9 protein-coding genes and 1 pseudogene are annotated in these 17654 nt (G+C 68.0%); 9 read left to right on the top strand and 1 reads right to left on the bottom strand.

Annotated features, from left to right (window positions below; genetic code table 11):
• Positions 1–216 precede the first annotated feature (216 nt).
• The 9 genes from rplJ (at position 217) to tuf (ending at position 15599) form a co-directional block, all read left to right on the top strand.
• The gene (rplJ, locus tag AB0J10_RS20890; RefSeq protein ID WP_269728900.1) at positions 217–747 is read left to right on the top strand and encodes a 50S ribosomal protein L10; all 531 of its coding nucleotides are present in this window, start codon (positions 217–219) and stop codon (positions 745–747) included.
• A gap of 112 nt (positions 748–859) precedes the next feature.
• On the top strand, positions 860–1246 hold the full coding sequence (gene rplL / locus AB0J10_RS20885; protein ID WP_269728899.1) for a 50S ribosomal protein L7/L12: 387 nt from the start codon (positions 860–862) through the stop codon (positions 1244–1246).
• Between the two features lie 542 nt (positions 1247–1788).
• Positions 1789–5274 carry a DNA-directed RNA polymerase subunit beta gene (gene rpoB / locus AB0J10_RS20880; protein ID WP_336547207.1) on the top strand — a complete coding sequence of 1162 codons (3486 nt, stop codon included), beginning with the start codon at positions 1789–1791 and terminating at the stop codon, positions 5272–5274.
• 93 nt (positions 5275–5367) lie between these two features.
• Entirely contained in the window at positions 5368–9282 is a 3915-nt protein-coding gene (locus AB0J10_RS20875; RefSeq protein ID WP_363063674.1) for a DNA-directed RNA polymerase subunit beta', read from the top strand.
• Positions 9283–9873: 591 nt separating this feature from the next.
• On the top strand, positions 9874–10770 hold the full coding sequence (locus AB0J10_RS20870) for a hypothetical protein (protein WP_363063672.1): 897 nt from the start codon (positions 9874–9876) through the stop codon (positions 10768–10770).
• A 472-nt stretch (positions 10771–11242) separates the two neighbouring features.
• On the top strand, positions 11243–11614 hold the full coding sequence (gene rpsL / locus AB0J10_RS20865; protein WP_003948652.1) for a 30S ribosomal protein S12: 372 nt from the start codon (positions 11243–11245) through the stop codon (positions 11612–11614).
• Positions 11615–11616: 2 nt separating this feature from the next.
• Positions 11617–12087, top strand: coding sequence for a 30S ribosomal protein S7 (rpsG, locus tag AB0J10_RS20860; RefSeq protein WP_100108597.1), 471 nt, complete (start codon positions 11617–11619; stop codon positions 12085–12087).
• Positions 12088–12126: 39 nt separating this feature from the next.
• Positions 12127–14253 (top strand): elongation factor G, encoded by a 2127-nt coding sequence (gene fusA / locus AB0J10_RS20855; RefSeq protein WP_363063670.1) that lies wholly within the window; start codon positions 12127–12129, stop codon positions 14251–14253.
• 152 nt (positions 14254–14405) lie between these two features.
• Positions 14406–15599 carry an elongation factor Tu gene (gene tuf, locus AB0J10_RS20850; RefSeq protein ID WP_017949669.1) on the top strand — a complete coding sequence of 398 codons (1194 nt, stop codon included), beginning with the start codon at positions 14406–14408 and terminating at the stop codon, positions 15597–15599.
• 242 nt (positions 15600–15841) lie between these two features.
• Here tuf and AB0J10_RS20845 read toward each other — a convergent pair.
• Positions 15842–17527 (bottom strand): annotated as a pseudogene (locus tag AB0J10_RS20845) (2'-5' RNA ligase family protein); the annotation flags it as partial.
• Between the last annotated feature and the right edge of the window lie 127 nt (positions 17528–17654).

Raw genomic sequence — 17654 nt, 5'->3', positions numbered from 1 at the left:
GCCAAAGACCGCTGGTCGTTGCCGTGCCCGTGAGGGTTTCGGCGGCCGAAGGATCCGCTAGCTGCGGACGACCCGCGCAGGTGACTGTGGATGAAGCTCCCGGACATCCGTCCGGTCGAGCCACGCCCCGTGCGCCTGCGCCGGGGCGTTTCGTTTTGCCCAGTCTCCTTCCTTCAGCCCATGCGGTCCGAATCACCCGGAAGGAGGCCGAGGCTCATGGCGAGGCCCGACAAGTCCGCCGCGGTCGCCGAGCTGACGGACAAGTTCCGCAGCTCGAACGCCGCCGTGCTGACCGAGTACCGCGGTCTCACCGTGGCGCAGCTCAAGCAGCTGCGTCGTTCGCTCGGTGAGAACGCCCAGTACGCCGTGGTGAAGAACACGCTGACCAAGATTGCGGCCAACGAGGCCGGGATCACCTCGCTCGACGATCAGTTCGCTGGTCCGACGGCGGTCGCCTTCATCACCGGTGACCCGGTGGAGTCGGCGAAGGGTCTTCGTGACTTCGCCAAGGAGAACCCGAACCTCATCATCAAGGGCGGTGTCCTTGACGGCAAGGCGCTGTCCGCCGATGAGATCAAGAAGCTTGCGGACCTCGAGTCCCGCGAGGTTCTGCTCGCCAAGCTGGCGGGTGCCATGAAGGGCAAGCAGTCCCAGGCTGCCGCGCTCTTCCAGGCGCTCCCGTCGAAGCTCGTCCGCACCGTGGACGCGCTTCGCGCCAAGCAGGCCGAGCAGGGCGGTGCCGAGTAATTCGGCTCGCGCATTGATCCGCGCCGCCCAGCGCGCGGGTCGCAGCGGGCCCAACGTACGCCCGCCGACATGTACACCCGGCACCAGCCGATTTAGTGGAAGGACCGCCATCATGGCGAAGCTGTCTCAGGAAGACCTGCTCGCGCAGTTCGAGGAGATGACCCTCATCGAGCTCTCCGAGTTCGTGAAGGCGTTCGAGGAGAAGTTCGACGTCACCGCCGCCGCCCCGGTCGCCGTTGCCGCCGCCGGTGGCGCCGGTGCCGCTGCCGCCGAGGCCGTCGAGGAGAAGGACGAGTTCGACGTCATCCTCACCGGCGCCGGCGACAAGAAGATCCAGGTCATCAAGGTCGTGCGTGAGCTGACCTCCCTGGGCCTGAAGGAGGCCAAGGACCTCGTCGACGGCACCCCGAAGCCGGTCCTCGAGAAGGTCAACAAGGAGGCCGCCGACAAGGCCGCCGAGTCCCTCAAGGCTGCCGGTGCGGCCGTCGAGGTCAAGTGACCTTGCGAGTCTTCTGACTCCCGCGCTGTAACGCGCACACACTGAAGGGCGATCATCCATTCGGGTGGTCGCCCTTCGGCGTTCCCTCCACCGTCGGGTGGGCGCCTTGCGATGTCCGCTGCGGAGAGTAAGGTGATCTTCGCCGTGCGCCAGGTGACGATCCCCGCAGCCAGGATTGGGCTGGGGGGCCTTGACGAACCGCACGCAGCGCGCAATTCTCAGGACGCGTCGTCACAACGGTCCAAGTTCGAGGCATGGATCGGCGACCGAACGGGCAGTATCGGTGTGCGCCTCCCGGCGCACGGCATACCGCGGAGTTGAGAACAACGAGGGTCTCGGTTTACCCGCCCTGGACATCAGTGGGCCAAGTGGCTACACTGACCCTTTGCGCTGCCTGTTAGCTGCCCCCTGCCCGTCACCAGGGGCATCCCCTCGCACGAGCATCGTTGACCGGAATAGCCCTGACCTGGGATTTCTGTCTTTGTGCCCGGCTTGGGACCGGTACGCGCGTAGTGAGTCCGAGCCCTCGGAAGGACCCCCTCTTGGCCGCCTCGCGCAACGCCTCGACCGCGAATACGAACAACGGCGCAAGCACCGCCCCGCTGCGCATCTCCTTTGCAAAGATCAAGGAGCCCCTCGAGGTTCCGAACCTCCTCGCGCTGCAGACCGAGAGCTTTGACTGGCTGCTCGGCAACGCCGCGTGGAAGGCTCGTGTCGAGGCGGCTCTGGAGTCCGGACAGGACGTCCCCACCAAGTCCGGTCTGGAGGAGATCTTCGAGGAGATCTCCCCGATCGAGGACTTCTCCGGGTCGATGTCGCTGACCTTCCGCGACCACCGCTTCGAGCCTCCCAAGAACTCGATCGACGAGTGCAAGGAGCGCGACTTCACGTACGCCGCCCCGCTCTTCGTCACGGCCGAGTTCACCAACAACGAGACCGGCGAGATCAAGTCCCAGACGGTCTTCATGGGCGACTTCCCGCTCATGACCAACAAGGGCACCTTCGTCATCAACGGCACCGAGCGTGTCGTGGTGTCGCAGCTGGTCCGCTCGCCGGGTGTCTACTTCGACTCCTCCATCGACAAGACGTCCGACAAGGACATCTTCTCCGCCAAGATCATCCCGTCCCGTGGTGCCTGGCTGGAGATGGAGATCGACAAGCGCGACATGGTCGGTGTCCGCATCGACCGCAAGCGCAAGCAGTCCGTCACCGTCCTCCTGAAGGCGCTCGGCTGGACCACCGAGCAGATCCTCGAGGAGTTCGGCGAGTACGAGTCGATGCGCGCCACCCTGGAGAAGGACCACACCCAGGGCCAGGACGACGCGCTGCTCGACATCTACCGCAAGCTGCGCCCGGGCGAGCCCCCGACGCGTGAGGCCGCGCAGACCCTTCTCGAGAACCTGTACTTCAACCCGAAGCGCTACGACCTCGCCAAGGTCGGCCGCTACAAGGTCAACAAGAAGCTCGGCGCGGACGAGCCGCTGGACGCCGGCGTGCTCACCACCGACGACGTCATCGCGACCATCAAGTACCTGGTCAAGCTGCACGCCGGTGAGACCGAGACGGTCGGCGAGAGCGGCACGCAGATCGTCGTCGAGACCGACGACATCGACCACTTCGGCAACCGCCGTCTGCGCAACGTCGGCGAGCTGATCCAGAACCAGGTCCGTACGGGTCTCGCCCGTATGGAGCGCGTCGTGCGCGAGCGCATGACCACCCAGGACGTCGAGGCGATCACGCCGCAGACCCTGATCAACATCCGGCCGGTCGTCGCCTCCATCAAGGAGTTCTTCGGCACCAGCCAGCTGTCCCAGTTCATGGACCAGAACAACCCGCTGTCGGGCCTGACCCACAAGCGCCGTCTGTCGGCGCTGGGCCCCGGCGGTCTGTCCCGTGAGCGGGCGGGCTTCGAGGTCCGTGACGTGCACCCGTCCCACTACGGACGCATGTGCCCGATCGAGACCCCCGAAGGCCCGAACATCGGTCTGATCGGTTCGCTCGCCTCGTACGGCCGCGTCAACGCGTTCGGCTTCGTCGAGACGCCGTACCGCAAGGTCGAGGGCGGCCAGGTCACCGACGAGGTGGACTACCTGACCGCCGACGAGGAGGACCGCTTCGTCATCGCGCAGGCCAACGCCGCGCTCAACGACGACCTGCGTTTCTCCGAGGCCCGCGTGCTCGTCCGCCGTCGTGGCGGCGAGGTCGACTACGTGTCGCCCGAGGACGTGGACTACATGGACGTCTCGCCGCGCCAGATGGTGTCGGTCGCGACCGCCATGATCCCGTTCCTCGAGCACGACGACGCCAACCGCGCCCTCATGGGCGCGAACATGATGCGCCAGGCCGTTCCGCTCATCAAGGCGGAGGCCCCGCTCGTCGGCACCGGCATGGAGTACCGCTGTGCCACCGACGCCGGCGACGTCATCAAGGCGGAGAAGGACGGTGTGATCCAGGAGGTCTCGGCCGACTACATCACCGTCACCAACGACGACGGCACGTACACCACGTACCGCATCGCCAAGTTCTCCCGCTCCAACCAGGGCACCTCGGTCAACCAGAAGGTCGTCGTCTCCGAGGGCGACCGGGTCATCGAGGGCCAGGTCCTCGCCGACGGGCCGGCCACCGAGAACGGTGAGATGGCGCTCGGCAAGAACCTGCTCGTGGCGTTCATGCCGTGGGAGGGCCACAACTACGAGGACGCGATCATCCTGTCGCAGCGCCTCGTGCAGGACGACGTTCTCTCCTCGATCCATATCGAGGAGCACGAGGTCGACGCCCGCGACACCAAGCTCGGCCCGGAGGAGATCACCCGGGACATCCCGAACGTCTCCGAGGAGGTCCTCGCCGACCTCGACGAGCGGGGCATCATCCGGATCGGTGCCGAGGTCGTCGCCGGCGACATCCTGGTCGGCAAGGTCACCCCGAAGGGCGAGACCGAGCTGACCCCGGAGGAGCGCCTGCTCCGCGCGATCTTCGGCGAGAAGGCCCGTGAGGTCCGTGACACCTCGCTGAAGGTGCCGCACGGCGAGACCGGCAAGGTCATCGGCGTCCGCGTCTTCGACCGCGAGGAGGGCGACGAGCTTCCCCCCGGTGTGAACCAGCTGGTGCGTGTGTACGTCGCGCAGAAGCGCAAGATCACCGACGGTGACAAGCTCGCCGGCCGCCACGGCAACAAGGGCGTCATCTCCAAGATCCTGCCGATCGAGGACATGCCGTTCCTGGAGGACGGCACCCCGGTCGACATCATCCTCAACCCGCTCGGCGTCCCGTCCCGAATGAACCCGGGACAGGTCCTGGAGATCCACCTCGGCTGGCTCGCCAGCCAGGGCTGGGACGTCTCCGGTCTCGCCGACGAGTGGGCCCAGCGACTGCAGGCCATCGGTGCCGACCAGGTCGACCCCCGCACCAACGTCGCCACCCCCGTCTTCGACGGCGCCCGTGAGGACGAGCTGGCGGGTCTGCTGGAGCACACGATCCCGAACCGCGACGGCGACCGCATGGTCCTCCCGTCCGGCAAGGCGCGTCTGTTCGACGGCCGCTCCGGCGAGCCGTTCCCGGACCCGATCTCGGTCGGGTACATGTACATCCTCAAGCTGCACCACCTGGTCGACGACAAGCTGCACGCGCGCTCGACCGGTCCGTACTCGATGATCACCCAGCAGCCGCTGGGTGGTAAGGCTCAGTTCGGTGGCCAGCGGTTCGGTGAGATGGAGGTGTGGGCGCTCGAGGCATACGGCGCCGCATACGCCCTCCAGGAGCTGCTGACCATCAAGTCCGACGACGTCACCGGCCGCGTGAAGGTCTACGAGGCCATCGTCAAGGGCGAGAACATCCCCGAGCCCGGCATCCCCGAGTCCTTCAAGGTGCTCATCAAGGAGATGCAGTCCCTGTGCCTCAACGTGGAGGTGCTGTCCTCGGACGGCATGTCCATCGAGATGCGCGACACCGACGAGGACGTCTTCCGCGCCGCGGAGGAGCTCGGTATCGACCTGTCCCGGCGCGAGCCGAGCAGCGTCGAAGAGGTCTGACGGGCCTCCCGCCACCCCTCACCAGGGGTGGCGGGTCCCGGGACCCCGTACAGACCATGATTGAGACACGACCCTGAGAGGGATTGACGCATAGTGCTCGACGTCAACTTCTTCGACGAGCTGCGGATCGGCCTGGCCACCGCTGACGACATCCGTCAGTGGTCCCACGGCGAGGTCAAGAAGCCGGAGACCATCAACTACCGCACGCTCAAGCCCGAGAAGGACGGACTCTTCTGCGAGAAGATCTTCGGTCCTACCCGGGACTGGGAGTGCTACTGCGGCAAGTACAAGCGCGTCCGCTTCAAGGGCATCATCTGTGAGCGCTGTGGCGTCGAGGTCACGCGCGCCAAGGTGCGCCGCGAGCGGATGGGCCACATCGAGCTGGCCGCTCCCGTCACCCACATCTGGTACTTCAAGGGCGTTCCGTCGCGGCTGGGCTACCTGCTCGACCTCGCCCCGAAGGACCTGGAGAAGGTCATCTACTTCGCCGCGTACATGATCACGTACGTGGACGAGGAGCGCCGCACGCGCGACCTGCCCTCGCTCGAGGCCCACATCTCCGTCGAGCGCCAGCAGGTCGAGAACCGTCGCGACGCCGACCTGGAGGCCCGCGCCAAGAAGCTCGAGGCCGACCTGGCCGAGCTCGAGGCGGAGGGTGCCAAGGCCGACGTGCGCCGCAAGGTGCGCGAGGGTGCCGAGCGCGAGATGAAGCAGCTGCGCGACCGTGCCCAGCGCGAGATCGACCGTCTCGACGAGGTGTGGACCCGCTTCAAGAACCTCAAGGTCCAGGACCTCGAGGGCGACGAGCTGCTCTACCGCGAGCTGCGTGACCGCTTCGGCACGTACTTCGACGGTTCGATGGGTGCCGCGGCGCTGCAGAAGCGCCTGGAGTCCTTCGACCTGGAGGAGGAGGCCGAGCGCCTCCGCGAGATCATCCGTACCGGCAAGGGCCAGAAGAAGACCCGTGCGCTCAAGCGCCTCAAGGTCGTCTCCGCCTTCCTGCAGACCAGCAACAGCCCCAAGGGCATGGTGCTGGACTGCGTGCCGGTGATCCCGCCGGACCTGCGTCCGATGGTGCAGCTGGACGGTGGCCGCTTCGCGACCTCCGACCTGAACGACCTGTACCGCCGTGTGATCAACCGCAACAACCGACTGAAGCGTCTGCTCGACCTCGGTGCCCCCGAGATCATCGTGAACAACGAGAAGCGGATGCTGCAGGAGGCCGTCGACGCGCTGTTCGACAACGGCCGCCGCGGCCGTCCGGTCACCGGTCCGGGCAACCGCCCGCTGAAGTCCCTGAGCGACATGCTGAAGGGCAAGCAGGGCCGGTTCCGCCAGAACCTGCTCGGCAAGCGAGTCGACTACTCGGCGCGTTCCGTCATCGTCGTCGGCCCGCAGCTGAAGCTGCACCAGTGCGGCCTGCCCAAGGCCATGGCGCTGGAGCTCTTCAAGCCGTTCGTGATGAAGCGCCTGGTCGACCTGAACCACGCGCAGAACATCAAGTCGGCCAAGCGCATGGTCGAGCGCGGCCGCACCGTCGTGTACGACGTCCTCGAAGAGGTCATCGCCGAGCACCCGGTGCTGCTGAACCGTGCGCCCACGCTGCACCGCCTCGGCATCCAGGCCTTCGAGCCGCAGCTGGTCGAGGGCAAGGCCATCCAGATCCACCCGCTCGTCTGCACCGCGTTCAACGCGGACTTCGACGGCGACCAGATGGCCGTGCACCTGCCGCTCTCCGCAGAGGCGCAGGCCGAGGCCCGCATCCTGATGCTGTCCTCGAACAACATCCTCAAGCCGGCCGACGGCCGTCCGGTCACCATGCCGACCCAGGACATGGTGCTTGGCCTGTTCTTCCTCACCACGGACGAGCAGGAGCGCGAGGTGCGCGGCGAGGGCCGCGCGTTCAACTCCACCGCCGAGGCGATCATGGCGTTCGACGCTCGGGAGCTCTCGCTCCAGGCGAAGATCGACATCCGCTTCCCCATCGGCACCGTCCCGCCGCGCGGCTGGACCCCGCCGGTGGACGAGGACGGGGACGACGGCGTCGGTTCCGGTCCCTGGCAGCAGGGCGACAGCTTCCGGCTGACGACCACCCTGGGCCGCGCGCTCTTCAACGAGCTGCTGCCCGAGGACTACCCGTTCGTGGACTACACGGTCGGCAAGAAGCAGCTCTCCGAGATCGTCAACGACCTCGCCGAGCGCTACCCGAAGGTCATCGTGGCGGCGACGCTCGACAACCTGAAGGCGGCCGGCTTCTACTGGGCGACCCGTTCCGGTGTCACCGTGGCCATCTCCGACGTCGTCGTTCCCGAGGCGAAGAAGGAGATCGTCGCGGGCTACGAGGCGCAGGACGAGAAGGTCCAGAAGCAGTACGAGCGCGGTCTGATCACCAAGGACGAGCGCACGCAGGAGCTCATCGCGATCTGGACCAAGGCGACCAACGAGGTCGCCGAGGCGATGAACGAGAACTTCCCGAAGACCAACCCCATCTTCATGATGGTCAACTCGGGTGCTCGCGGAAACATGATGCAGATGCGTCAGATCGCGGGTATGCGTGGTCTGGTGTCGAACGCCAAGAACGAGACGATCCCGCGTCCGATCAAGGCGTCCTTCCGCGAGGGTCTCTCCGTGCTGGAGTACTTCATCTCCACGCACGGTGCCCGTAAGGGTCTCGCCGACACCGCCCTGCGTACGGCCGACTCGGGTTACCTGACCCGTCGTCTGGTCGACGTCTCGCAGGACGTCATCATCCGCGAGGAGGACTGCGGCACCGACCGCGGTCTGAAGCTGCGGATCGCCGAGCGGGGCGCCGACGGCGTCCTGCGCAAGGCGGACGACGTCGAGACGTCGGTGTACGCGCGGATGCTCGCCGAGGACGTCGTCGTGGACGGCAAGGTCATCGCGCCGGCCAACGTCGACCTCGGTGACGTGCTGATCGACGCGCTCGTGGGCGCGGGCGTCGAGGAGGTCAAGACCCGCTCGGTCCTGACCTGTGAGTCCGCGGTCGGTACGTGCGCGTACTGCTACGGCCGTTCGCTCGCCACCGGCAAGCTGGTCGACATCGGTGAGGCGGTCGGCATCATCGCCGCCCAGTCGATCGGTGAGCCCGGCACCCAGCTGACGATGCGTACCTTCCACACCGGTGGTGTGGCCGGTGACGACATCACGCAGGGTCTGCCGCGTGTCGTCGAGCTCTTCGAGGCCCGTACCCCGAAGGGTGTCGCCCCGATCTCCGAGGTCGCCGGCATCGTCCGGGTCGAGGAGACCGAGAAGACCAAGAAGATCGTCATCACTCCGGACGACGGCAGCGACGAGGCGGCGTACCCGATCTCGAAGCGCGCCAAGCTCCTGGTGCGGGACGGCGACCACGTCGAGGTGGGCCAGAAGCTCACCTTCGGTGCCACCAACCCGCACGACGTGCTGCGGATCCTCGGCCAGCGCGCCGTCCAGGTCCACCTGGTCGGCGAGGTCCAGAAGGTCTACAACTCGCAGGGTGTGTCGATCCACGACAAGCACATCGAGATCATCATCCGGCAGATGCTGCGCCGTGTGACGATCATCGAGTCCGGCGACGCCGAGCTGCTGCCGGGCGAGCTGGTCGAGCGCTCGAAGTTCGAGCACGAGAACCGTCGTGTGGTCCAGGAAGGCGGCCACCCGGCCTCCGGCCGTCCGCAGCTGATGGGTATCACCAAGGCCTCGCTGGCGACCGAGTCGTGGCTGTCGGCGGCGTCCTTCCAGGAGACGACCAGGGTCCTGACCGACGCGGCGATCAACGCCAAGTCGGACTCCCTGATCGGCCTCAAGGAGAACGTCATCATCGGTAAGCTCATCCCGGCCGGTACGGGCCTCGCCCGCTACCGCAACATCCGGGTCGAGCCGACCGAGGAGGCCAAGGCCGCGATGTACTCGGCCGTCGGCTACGACGACATCGACTACTCGCCGTTCGGCACCGGCTCCGGCCAGGCCGTTCCGCTGGAGGACTACGACTACGGTCCGTACAACCAGTAAGGCGTACGTCTGACGCCAAGGGCGGTCACCCTCCGGGTGGCCGCCCTTCGGCGTGCTGTGGCGCGGTGATCGCGGGCCGAGGGCGACTGCGAGCCGTTGGTCGCTCCGTTCGGCCGGACCTTCGGCTGGATTTCCCGCGCTCGACGGCCCTTGGCCGATGGCCATCGCTGTGCAGCGGGGCCTGGCGGGCATCGGGCATCATGGCGGGCCCCGTCGACATCCTGATCGCGCTCACCGCCGAGCACCACCGCCTGACCGTGCTCCACATGGACGACGGCTTCGCCGCGCCATCGCAGAGGTTCGCCCCGGGCTGTCGATGGTCCGGGCGCAGCCGGCCGGCTGACGCCGCCGCACCGGGCATTCGCCGCCCGGAAGCTCCAGTGGGAGTGGGAGTGGGACGGGACCGAGTCGCCGGCCCGGCGACCGCCTCAGGAAGTCCACACACGGTCACCTCTTGGGGTGAACCTCGCCAACCGGCCCTGATCCAGGCTCCCTTGCGCAACTACGCTCATCGCGTTGGCACTTGCCCTCTGCATGTACCAATGGCGCCTGGCGCCTTCCCGTATGCCCGCTCCTTGCACAGGAATTCTCATGGTCAGCTCGTCCCACGAGGCGATGCACCGCATCTTCCAGGACCACCCGGGCCTCTTCTCCGGGATGTCCGAGGTGCTCGGCGTCGACTTCGCCCCACCCGCCTCGGTCACCGTCCTGCCCACCGACCTCACCGAGACCCGCCCGCTCGAACGACGCGTCGACACCCTGCTGAGGCTGGAGACGGAAGGGGACGAGCCGTTCCTCCTCGCCGTCGAGGCCCAGGGCAGAAAGGACCCGGACAAGCCCGCGAGCTGGGCCTACTACGCCTCGTACCTGCTCGCGAAGTACCGGCTGCAGCCGATGCTGCTGGTCGTCTGCCAGGATCGCGCGACCGCCGAATGGGCGGCTCGGCCGGTCCGCTTCGGCCCTCCCCAGTGGCCGCTGCTCACGCTGCAGCCGCTCGTCGCGGGGCCGCACAACATGCCAGTGCTCACCGACCCCGCCGAAGTGCGCAAGGATCTCGCGCTCGCCACACTGTCCGCGATCACCCAGGCTGCGAATCCGGACATCGGGGCCATACTCAAGGCAATGACCAATGTGCTGCGGGACACGCCCGCAGCCCTCGCCAACCCGATCGTCGAACTCATCGCACAGGGCCTGGGCACTTACCCGGCCGCAGAGACATGGAGGAAACTGGTGGCCGTGGACCTCTCTTTCTACAAGTCGCCCCTCTCCGAGGAACTCCGCGACGAGGGCCGTGCCGAGGGCCGTGCCGAGGGTGAGGCGCGACGCGCGGCCGAGGACGTCCTGGACGTCCTGGCGGAGCGCGGTATCGCCGTGACCGAGACGGTTCGTGAGCGCGTCACCGGCTGCGGCGATCCCGAGACCCTGCGCCACTGGCTCCGGCGAGCCGTCACCGCTCCTTCCGCCGACGCGATCTTCTCGGACGAGTAGCCCGGCCCGTCGAACCGAGCCCGGCTCAACGGGGCGGGGCGGAGCCGGGCGGCACCGGCGAGGCGGCGGTCGCGCCGGCGTGCTCCGCGTGCGCACACCTGGGCAGTGTCGCCCCGTTCCCGGGCCGCCACGCACCGGCCGACGCACCGCCTGAGCCGCCACGCACCGGTCGACGCACCGCCTGAGGGGGGGGCCGCGGTATCGGACCCCGTCGGCGGCCGTTCCGGCGTGTCGCTCCCCGTTGCATTTGTTTTGACCGAACTCGGTGCGGTAGGTACGCTCAGACCTTGTGCCTGGGGTGTGCCCTGGCCTTCGTGCGTGCCTACAACCGTGCGGGGAGCCTGCATCGGCCACCGTAATCTGCGCCTTTTCCGCCTTCGGCGGGGGTCCGCGGTATTCGACACACCCGACCGCGTGGGTCGGCGACGTTCCAGGTTAGCTTTACTAACGGCACACAGAAACCGGAGAAGTAGTGCCTACGATCCAGCAGCTGGTCCGGAAGGGCCGGCAGGACAAGGTCGAGAAGAACAAGACGCCCGCACTCGAGGGTTCCCCTCAGCGTCGCGGCGTCTGCACGCGTGTGTTCACGACCACCCCGAAGAAGCCGAACTCGGCCCTCCGTAAGGTCGCGCGTGTGCGTCTGACCTCGGGCATCGAGGTCACGGCCTACATTCCGGGTGAGGGACACAACCTGCAGGAGCACTCCATCGTGCTCGTGCGCGGTGGCCGTGTGAAGGACCTGCCGGGTGTTCGCTACAAGATCATCCGCGGTTCCCTCGACACCCAGGGTGTCAAGAACCGCAAGCAGGCCCGCAGCCGCTACGGCGCCAAGAAGGAGAAGTAAGAATGCCTCGTAAGGGCCCCGCCCCGAAGCGCCCGGTCATCATCGACCCGGTTTACGGTTCTCCTCTGGTGACCTCGCTGATCAACAAGATCCTGCTGAACGGCAAGCGCTCCACCGCCGAGCGCATCGTCTACGGCGCCATGGAAGGCCTCCGTGAGAAGACCGGCAACGACCCGGTCATCACGCTGAAGCGCGCCCTCGAGAACGTCAAGCCGGCGCTCGAGGTCAAGTCCCGCCGTGTCGGTGGCGCCACCTACCAGGTCCCGGTCGAGGTCAAGCCCGGCCGCGCGTCCACGCTGGCCCTGCGCTGGCTCGTGGGCTACTCGCGCGCCCGCCGCGAGAAGACCATGACCGAGCGCCTCATGAACGAACTGCTCGACGCCTCGAACGGCCTCGGCGCTTCGGTCAAGAAGCGCGAGGACACGCACAAGATGGCCGAGTCCAACAAGGCCTTCGCGCACTACCGCTGGTAGTCGCAACCCCATCGAGAACCGAGAGAAGACGAAAGCCTTATGGCTACCACTTCGCTTGACCTGGCCAAGGTCCGCAACATCGGGATCATGGCCCACATCGACGCGGGCAAGACGACCACCACCGAGCGCATCCTGTTCTACACCGGTGTTTCGTACAAGATCGGTGAGGTCCACGACGGCGCCGCCACGATGGACTGGATGGAGCAGGAGCAGGAGCGCGGCATCACCATCACGTCCGCCGCGACGACCTGTCACTGGCCGCTCGAGGACGTCGACCACACCATCAACATCATCGACACCCCGGGTCACGTCGACTTCACCGTCGAGGTGGAGCGCTCCCTGCGTGTGCTCGACGGTGCCGTGACGGTGTTCGACGGCGTCGCCGGCGTCGAGCCGCAGTCCGAGACCGTGTGGCGTCAGGCCGACCGCTACGGCGTGCCGCGCATCTGCTTCGTGAACAAGCTCGACCGCACCGGTGCCGAGTTCCACCGCTGTGTCGACATGATCAGCGACCGCCTGGGCGCTCAGCCGATCGTCATGCAGCTCCCGATCGGCGCCGAGGCCGACTTCAAGGGCGTCATCGACCTGGTCCGCATGAAGGCCCTGGTCTGGTCCGCCGAGGCCGCCAAGGGCGAGATGTACGACGTCGTCGACATCCCGGACACCCACACCGAGGCTGCCGAGGAGTACCGCGGCAAGCTGCTCGAGGCCGTGGCCGAGAACGACGAGGAGATCATGGAGCTGTACCTCGAGGGCCAGGAGCCCTCCGAGGAGCAGCTGTACGCCGCGATCCGTCGTATCACCATCGCCTCCGGCAAGGGCAAGGGCACCACGGTCACCCCGGTGTTCTGTGGCACCGCGTTCAAGAACAAGGGCGTGCAGCCCCTGCTCGACGCGGTCGTCCGCTACCTGCCGTCGCCGCTCGACGTCGAGGCCATCGAGGGTCACGACGTCAAGGACGCCGAGCAGGTCGTGCGCCGCAAGCCGGCCGACACCGAGCCGCTGGCCGCTCTGGCCTTCAAGATCATGAGCGACCCGCACCTGGGCAAGCTCACCTTCGTCCGGGTCTACTCGGGCCGCCTGGAGTCCGGCACCGCCGTGCTGAACTCCGTCAAGGGCAAGAAGGAGCGCATCGGCAAGATCTACCGCATGCACGCCAACAAGCGTGAGGAGATCGACTCGGTGGGCGCCGGTGACATCGTCGCCGTCATGGGCCTGAAGCAGACCACCACCGGTGAGACGCTCGCGGACGAGAAGAACCCGGTCATCCTGGAGTCCATGGACTTCCCGGCGCCGGTCATCGAGGTCGCGATCGAGCCCAAGTCCAAGGGCGACCAGGAGAAGCTGGGTGTCGCCATCCAGCGTCTCGCGGAGGAGGACCCCTCCTTCCAGGTGCACACCAACGAGGAGACCGGCCAGACCGTCATCGGCGGTATGGGCGAGCTTCACCTCGAGGTGCTCGTCGACCGGATGAAGCGCGAGTTCAAGGTCGAGGCCAACGTCGGCAAGCCGCAGGTCGCGTACCGCGAGACCATCCGCAAGTCGGTGGACCGCGTGGACTACACCCACAAGAAGCAGACCGGTGGTACCGGTCAGTTCGCCAAGGTGCAGATCGCGGTCGAGCCGATCGAGGGCGGCGACGCCGCTTACGAGTTCGTGAACAAGGTCACCGGTGGCCGTATCCCGAAGGAGTACATCCCTTCCGTGGACGCCGGCTGCCAGGAGGCGATGTCGTTCGGCATCCTCGCCGGCTACGAGATGACGGGCGTCCGCGTCACGCTTCTCGACGGTGCCTACCACGAGGTCGACTCCTCCGAGCTCGCGTTCAAGATCGCCGGTTCGCAGGCCTTCAAGGAGGCCGCGCGCAAGGCGTCCCCGGTTCTCCTCGAGCCGATGATGGCCGTTGAGGTCACCACGCCCGAGGACTACATGGGCGATGTCATCGGTGACATCAACTCCCGCCGTGGCCAGATCCAGGCCATGGAGGAGCGTGCCGGTGCCCGCGTCGTCAAGGGCCTGGTGCCGCTGTCGGAGATGTTCGGCTACGTCGGCGACCTCCGCAGCAAGACCTCGGGTCGCGCAAGCTACTCGATGCAGTTCGACTCCTACGCCGAGGTTCCGCGGAACGTCGCCGAGGAGATCATCGCGAAGGCCAAGGGCGAGTAACTCACCCGAGTACACGCTTTAGGCTTGACGCCGAACCGTCGGGGCGCTCCCCGCGAACCCGTGAGGCTCGTCCCGGCGGTCGGCACCACCAGCAAAGATCACCCTGGCGCCGATGAGTAAGGCGTACAGAACCACTCCACAGGAGGACCCCAGTGGCGAAGGCGAAGTTCGAGCGGACTAAGCCGCACGTCAACATCGGCACCATCGGTCACATCGACCACGGTAAGACGACCCTCACGGCCGCCATTACCAAGGTGCTGCACGACGCGTTCCCGGACCTGAACGAGGCCTCGGCGTTCGACCAGATCGACAAGGCTCCTGAGGAGCGCCAGCGCGGTATCACCATCTCCATCGCGCACGTCGAGTACCAGACCGAGTCGCGTCACTACGCCCACGTCGACTGCCCCGGTCACGCGGACTACATCAAGAACATGATCACCGGTGCCGCCCAGATGGACGGCGCCATCCTCGTGGTCGCCGCCACCGACGGCCCGATGCCGCAGACCAAGGAGCACGTGCTCCTGGCCCGCCAGGTCGGCGTTCCGTACATCGTCGTCGCCCTGAACAAGGCCGACATGGTGGACGACGAGGAGATCCTGGAGCTCGTCGAGCTCGAGGTGCGTGAGCTCCTCTCCGAGTACGAGTTCCCGGGCGACGACGTTCCGGTCGTCAAGGTCTCGGCGCTCAAGGCTCTCGAGGGCGACAAGGAGTGGGGCCAGTCGGTCCTGAACCTGATGGCCGCCGTCGACGAGGCGATCCCGCAGCCCGAGCGTGACGTCGACAAGCCGTTCCTGATGCCGATCGAGGACGTCTTCACGATCACCGGTCGTGGCACCGTCGTCACCGGTCGTATCGAGCGTGGTGTCCTCAAGGTCAACGAGACCGTCGACATCGTGGGCATCAAGCAGGAGAAGACCACCACCACGGTCACCGGCATCGAGATGTTCCGCAAGCTGCTCGACGAGGGCCAGGCCGGTGAGAACGTCGGTCTGCTCCTCCGCGGCATCAAGCGCGAGGACGTCGAGCGCGGCCAGGTCATCATCAAGCCGGGCTCGGTCACCCCGCACACCGAGTTCGAGGCCCAGGCCTACATCCTGTCGAAGGACGAGGGTGGTCGTCACACCCCGTTCTTCAACAACTACCGCCCGCAGTTCTACTTCCGTACCACGGACGTGACCGGCGTCGTGACCCTCCCCGAGGGCACCGAGATGGTCATGCCGGGCGACAACACCACCATGTCCGTCCAGCTGATCCAGCCGGTCGCCATGGAGGAGGGCCTGAAGTTCGCCATCCGTGAGGGTGGCCGGACCGTCGGCGCCGGCCAGGTCACCAAGATCGTCAAGTAAGTTCCTCGACGGTCTGACCTGGTAGCTCCGCAGCGAGCTGCAAGCGAGAGGCCCCGCACCGTGAGGTGCGGGGCCTCTTGGCGTGTCCCGGCGCGCCGCCTCGGCCCCGGTTTGGCCGGGCGACGGGCCCGGTCCGGCACGGCCACGCCTTCGGGGGGAGGGCCTGGGTGCTGCCGCTCGTGGATCACCGCGTGACGCGCCGGTCCCCGGGGTGAGCGGACGGAAGCCGGGTCCGGCGCGGGTCACACCCCGTCCGCAGGGGTGGGCAGGGCCCGGAGGGTCGGCACGTCGCCGCAGTCGGCCCAGCTCAGGGAGGTGCCGGACAGCCCGCGCAGCCAGCGCTCGGAGATTCTCGCCAGACCGGCGCGGTCCGGGGGAGTGGCGCCGAGCCCGATCGCGTAACGGAGCTCGGCGGGGCCGGAGGCGAACGGGTGGGGCCAGGCGTGGACGTCCGCCGCACCCGCTTCCTCCAGCGCCGTGATCAGCGCGCGCATCCGGCCCCGGACCCTGCCCTCGTCCGGGCCCCTGGGCACGGTCAGTACGGCCCAGGCGGCGTGCCTCCGGTGCAGGGGAGGTGGTGCCCGCAACTCGGGCCGGGGGAGAACCGCGGACATTCGGCCGGCCGGGGCGGTCGCATCGGGAACGGCCGCGTCCACGACTTCCCAGGCGCGGTACAGCTCCTGGGCCAGCAGCTCTCGGAAGCCGGGGCCGATCTGCGCGGTGCAGGAGCGGACCGGCGCCGTCGGGGTGAGCACCGCGGGTTCGCTCCAGTCGGCCACCGCCCAGGTCGCGAAGAACCGCCCCAGCAGCCCGGTGGGGGGAAGCTCCCCGGCCTCGCGCACCGTACGGGCGGACAGCAGCGCCCACGCCAGCCCGGGCAGCCCGCCGAACGGGGCCGAGTCCAGTCCGCGTGCCCTCGCCCACGCCTTGACCTCCAGGGCCAGCCGCACGAACGCCTCCCGACGCGCTCCCGCCAGCTCCAGTACGGCATCGGCGTCGCTGACGGCGCTGAGCGCGACGGCCGCGGCATCGCCCAGCTCGGTCCGGCGGGCGACGGCCTCGTCCGGGTCCATCGGTCCGGTGGACACCAGGACGAGATCGACGGCCAGCCCGCCGACCCGCAGCCGCAGGCCCGGTACCCGCGCCCCCACCACTTCCCGCACGTCCTCCGCCTCCGGCAGGGCCGCGGCGAGCCGGGCCCGCACCTCTCCCGGCCCGGTCGTGCCCGGCAGCGCGGCCACCAGGTCGAGGTCCGCGCCGGGCAGCGCACAGCCCATGCGCCGCGAGCCGGCGAGGTGCACGACGCCGTCGGCCAGCGCCTCGGCGATGCGCCGAGTGGTGCGCCGGGCGTGCTCCGCGCGGTCCGAATCCTCCACGGCCGGCGCGGCCGCGTCGCTCTCCTCGGGTTCCCAGTGCACCTCGCCGGTGCCGAGGCCCACCCTCGCCCGCACCCGCATGGGCTCGTCACCGCGCCGCGACAGCAGGACGATGTCGCCCACGCGCGCCGTCACGCTGCCGAGCAGGGCCTCGCAGTGGGCCGCGAGTTCGTGCGCGTGGCGGGTCCGACCGAGCGAGAGGTGCGGGGTGAAGCCGTCGGTGCGGCCCGTGCAGCGGGGGAAGCGCTCGGCGAGCGCCCCGTGCAGCCGGTCCCACGGCTTCGCTCCGTCCGCCGCCGGGTCGAGCCAGACGGTGGAGTCCTCCCGGTGCCGGAAGCTGCGCACCCCTCCGAGTCGCGCCGTGAAAGGGGGGGTATCGGAGGCCGCGGCGGACAGCAGCGGCGCCGCCCGCTCGAAGTCGCACTCCGGGACGAAGCCGAAGAGCAGGTTGACGTGCGGTGGCCAGCGCAGGATCTGCCGGTCGTGCTCACGGCGGATGTGCTGGATCGGGGGCCACAGCTCGTCCGGCGGGAGCCATGCGACGGCCGTCCGGGGCGTGGGGCGGACGGCGAGCACCCCGGCCGCCACCGGCCATCTCCTACTGCCGGACCATCGACCGCACGCTGGTCATCGCCCTCCGGGGAGTGGTCGATCGCGAGAGCGTCTACCCCCTGCGGCT

It is taken from the genome of Streptomyces sp. NPDC049887 (genome assembly GCF_040656535.1).
Lineage (GTDB): Bacteria > Actinomycetota > Actinomycetes > Streptomycetales > Streptomycetaceae > Streptomyces.
Note: the sequence above shows the minus strand (reverse complement) of the source record. Positions and strands in the feature narration are given on the sequence as shown.

Coding starts and splice junctions, on each gene's coding strand:
- fusA (WP_363063670.1), top strand. CDS start 12,127: ATGGCTACCACTTCGCTTGACCTGGCCAAGGTCCGCAACATCGGGATC.
- AB0J10_RS20870 (WP_363063672.1), top strand. CDS start 9,874: ATGGTCAGCTCGTCCCACGAGGCGATGCACCGCATCTTCCAGGACCAC.
- rplJ (WP_269728900.1), top strand. CDS start 217: ATGGCGAGGCCCGACAAGTCCGCCGCGGTCGCCGAGCTGACGGACAAG.
- rpsG (WP_100108597.1), top strand. CDS start 11,617: ATGCCTCGTAAGGGCCCCGCCCCGAAGCGCCCGGTCATCATCGACCCG.
- rplL (WP_269728899.1), top strand. CDS start 860: ATGGCGAAGCTGTCTCAGGAAGACCTGCTCGCGCAGTTCGAGGAGATG.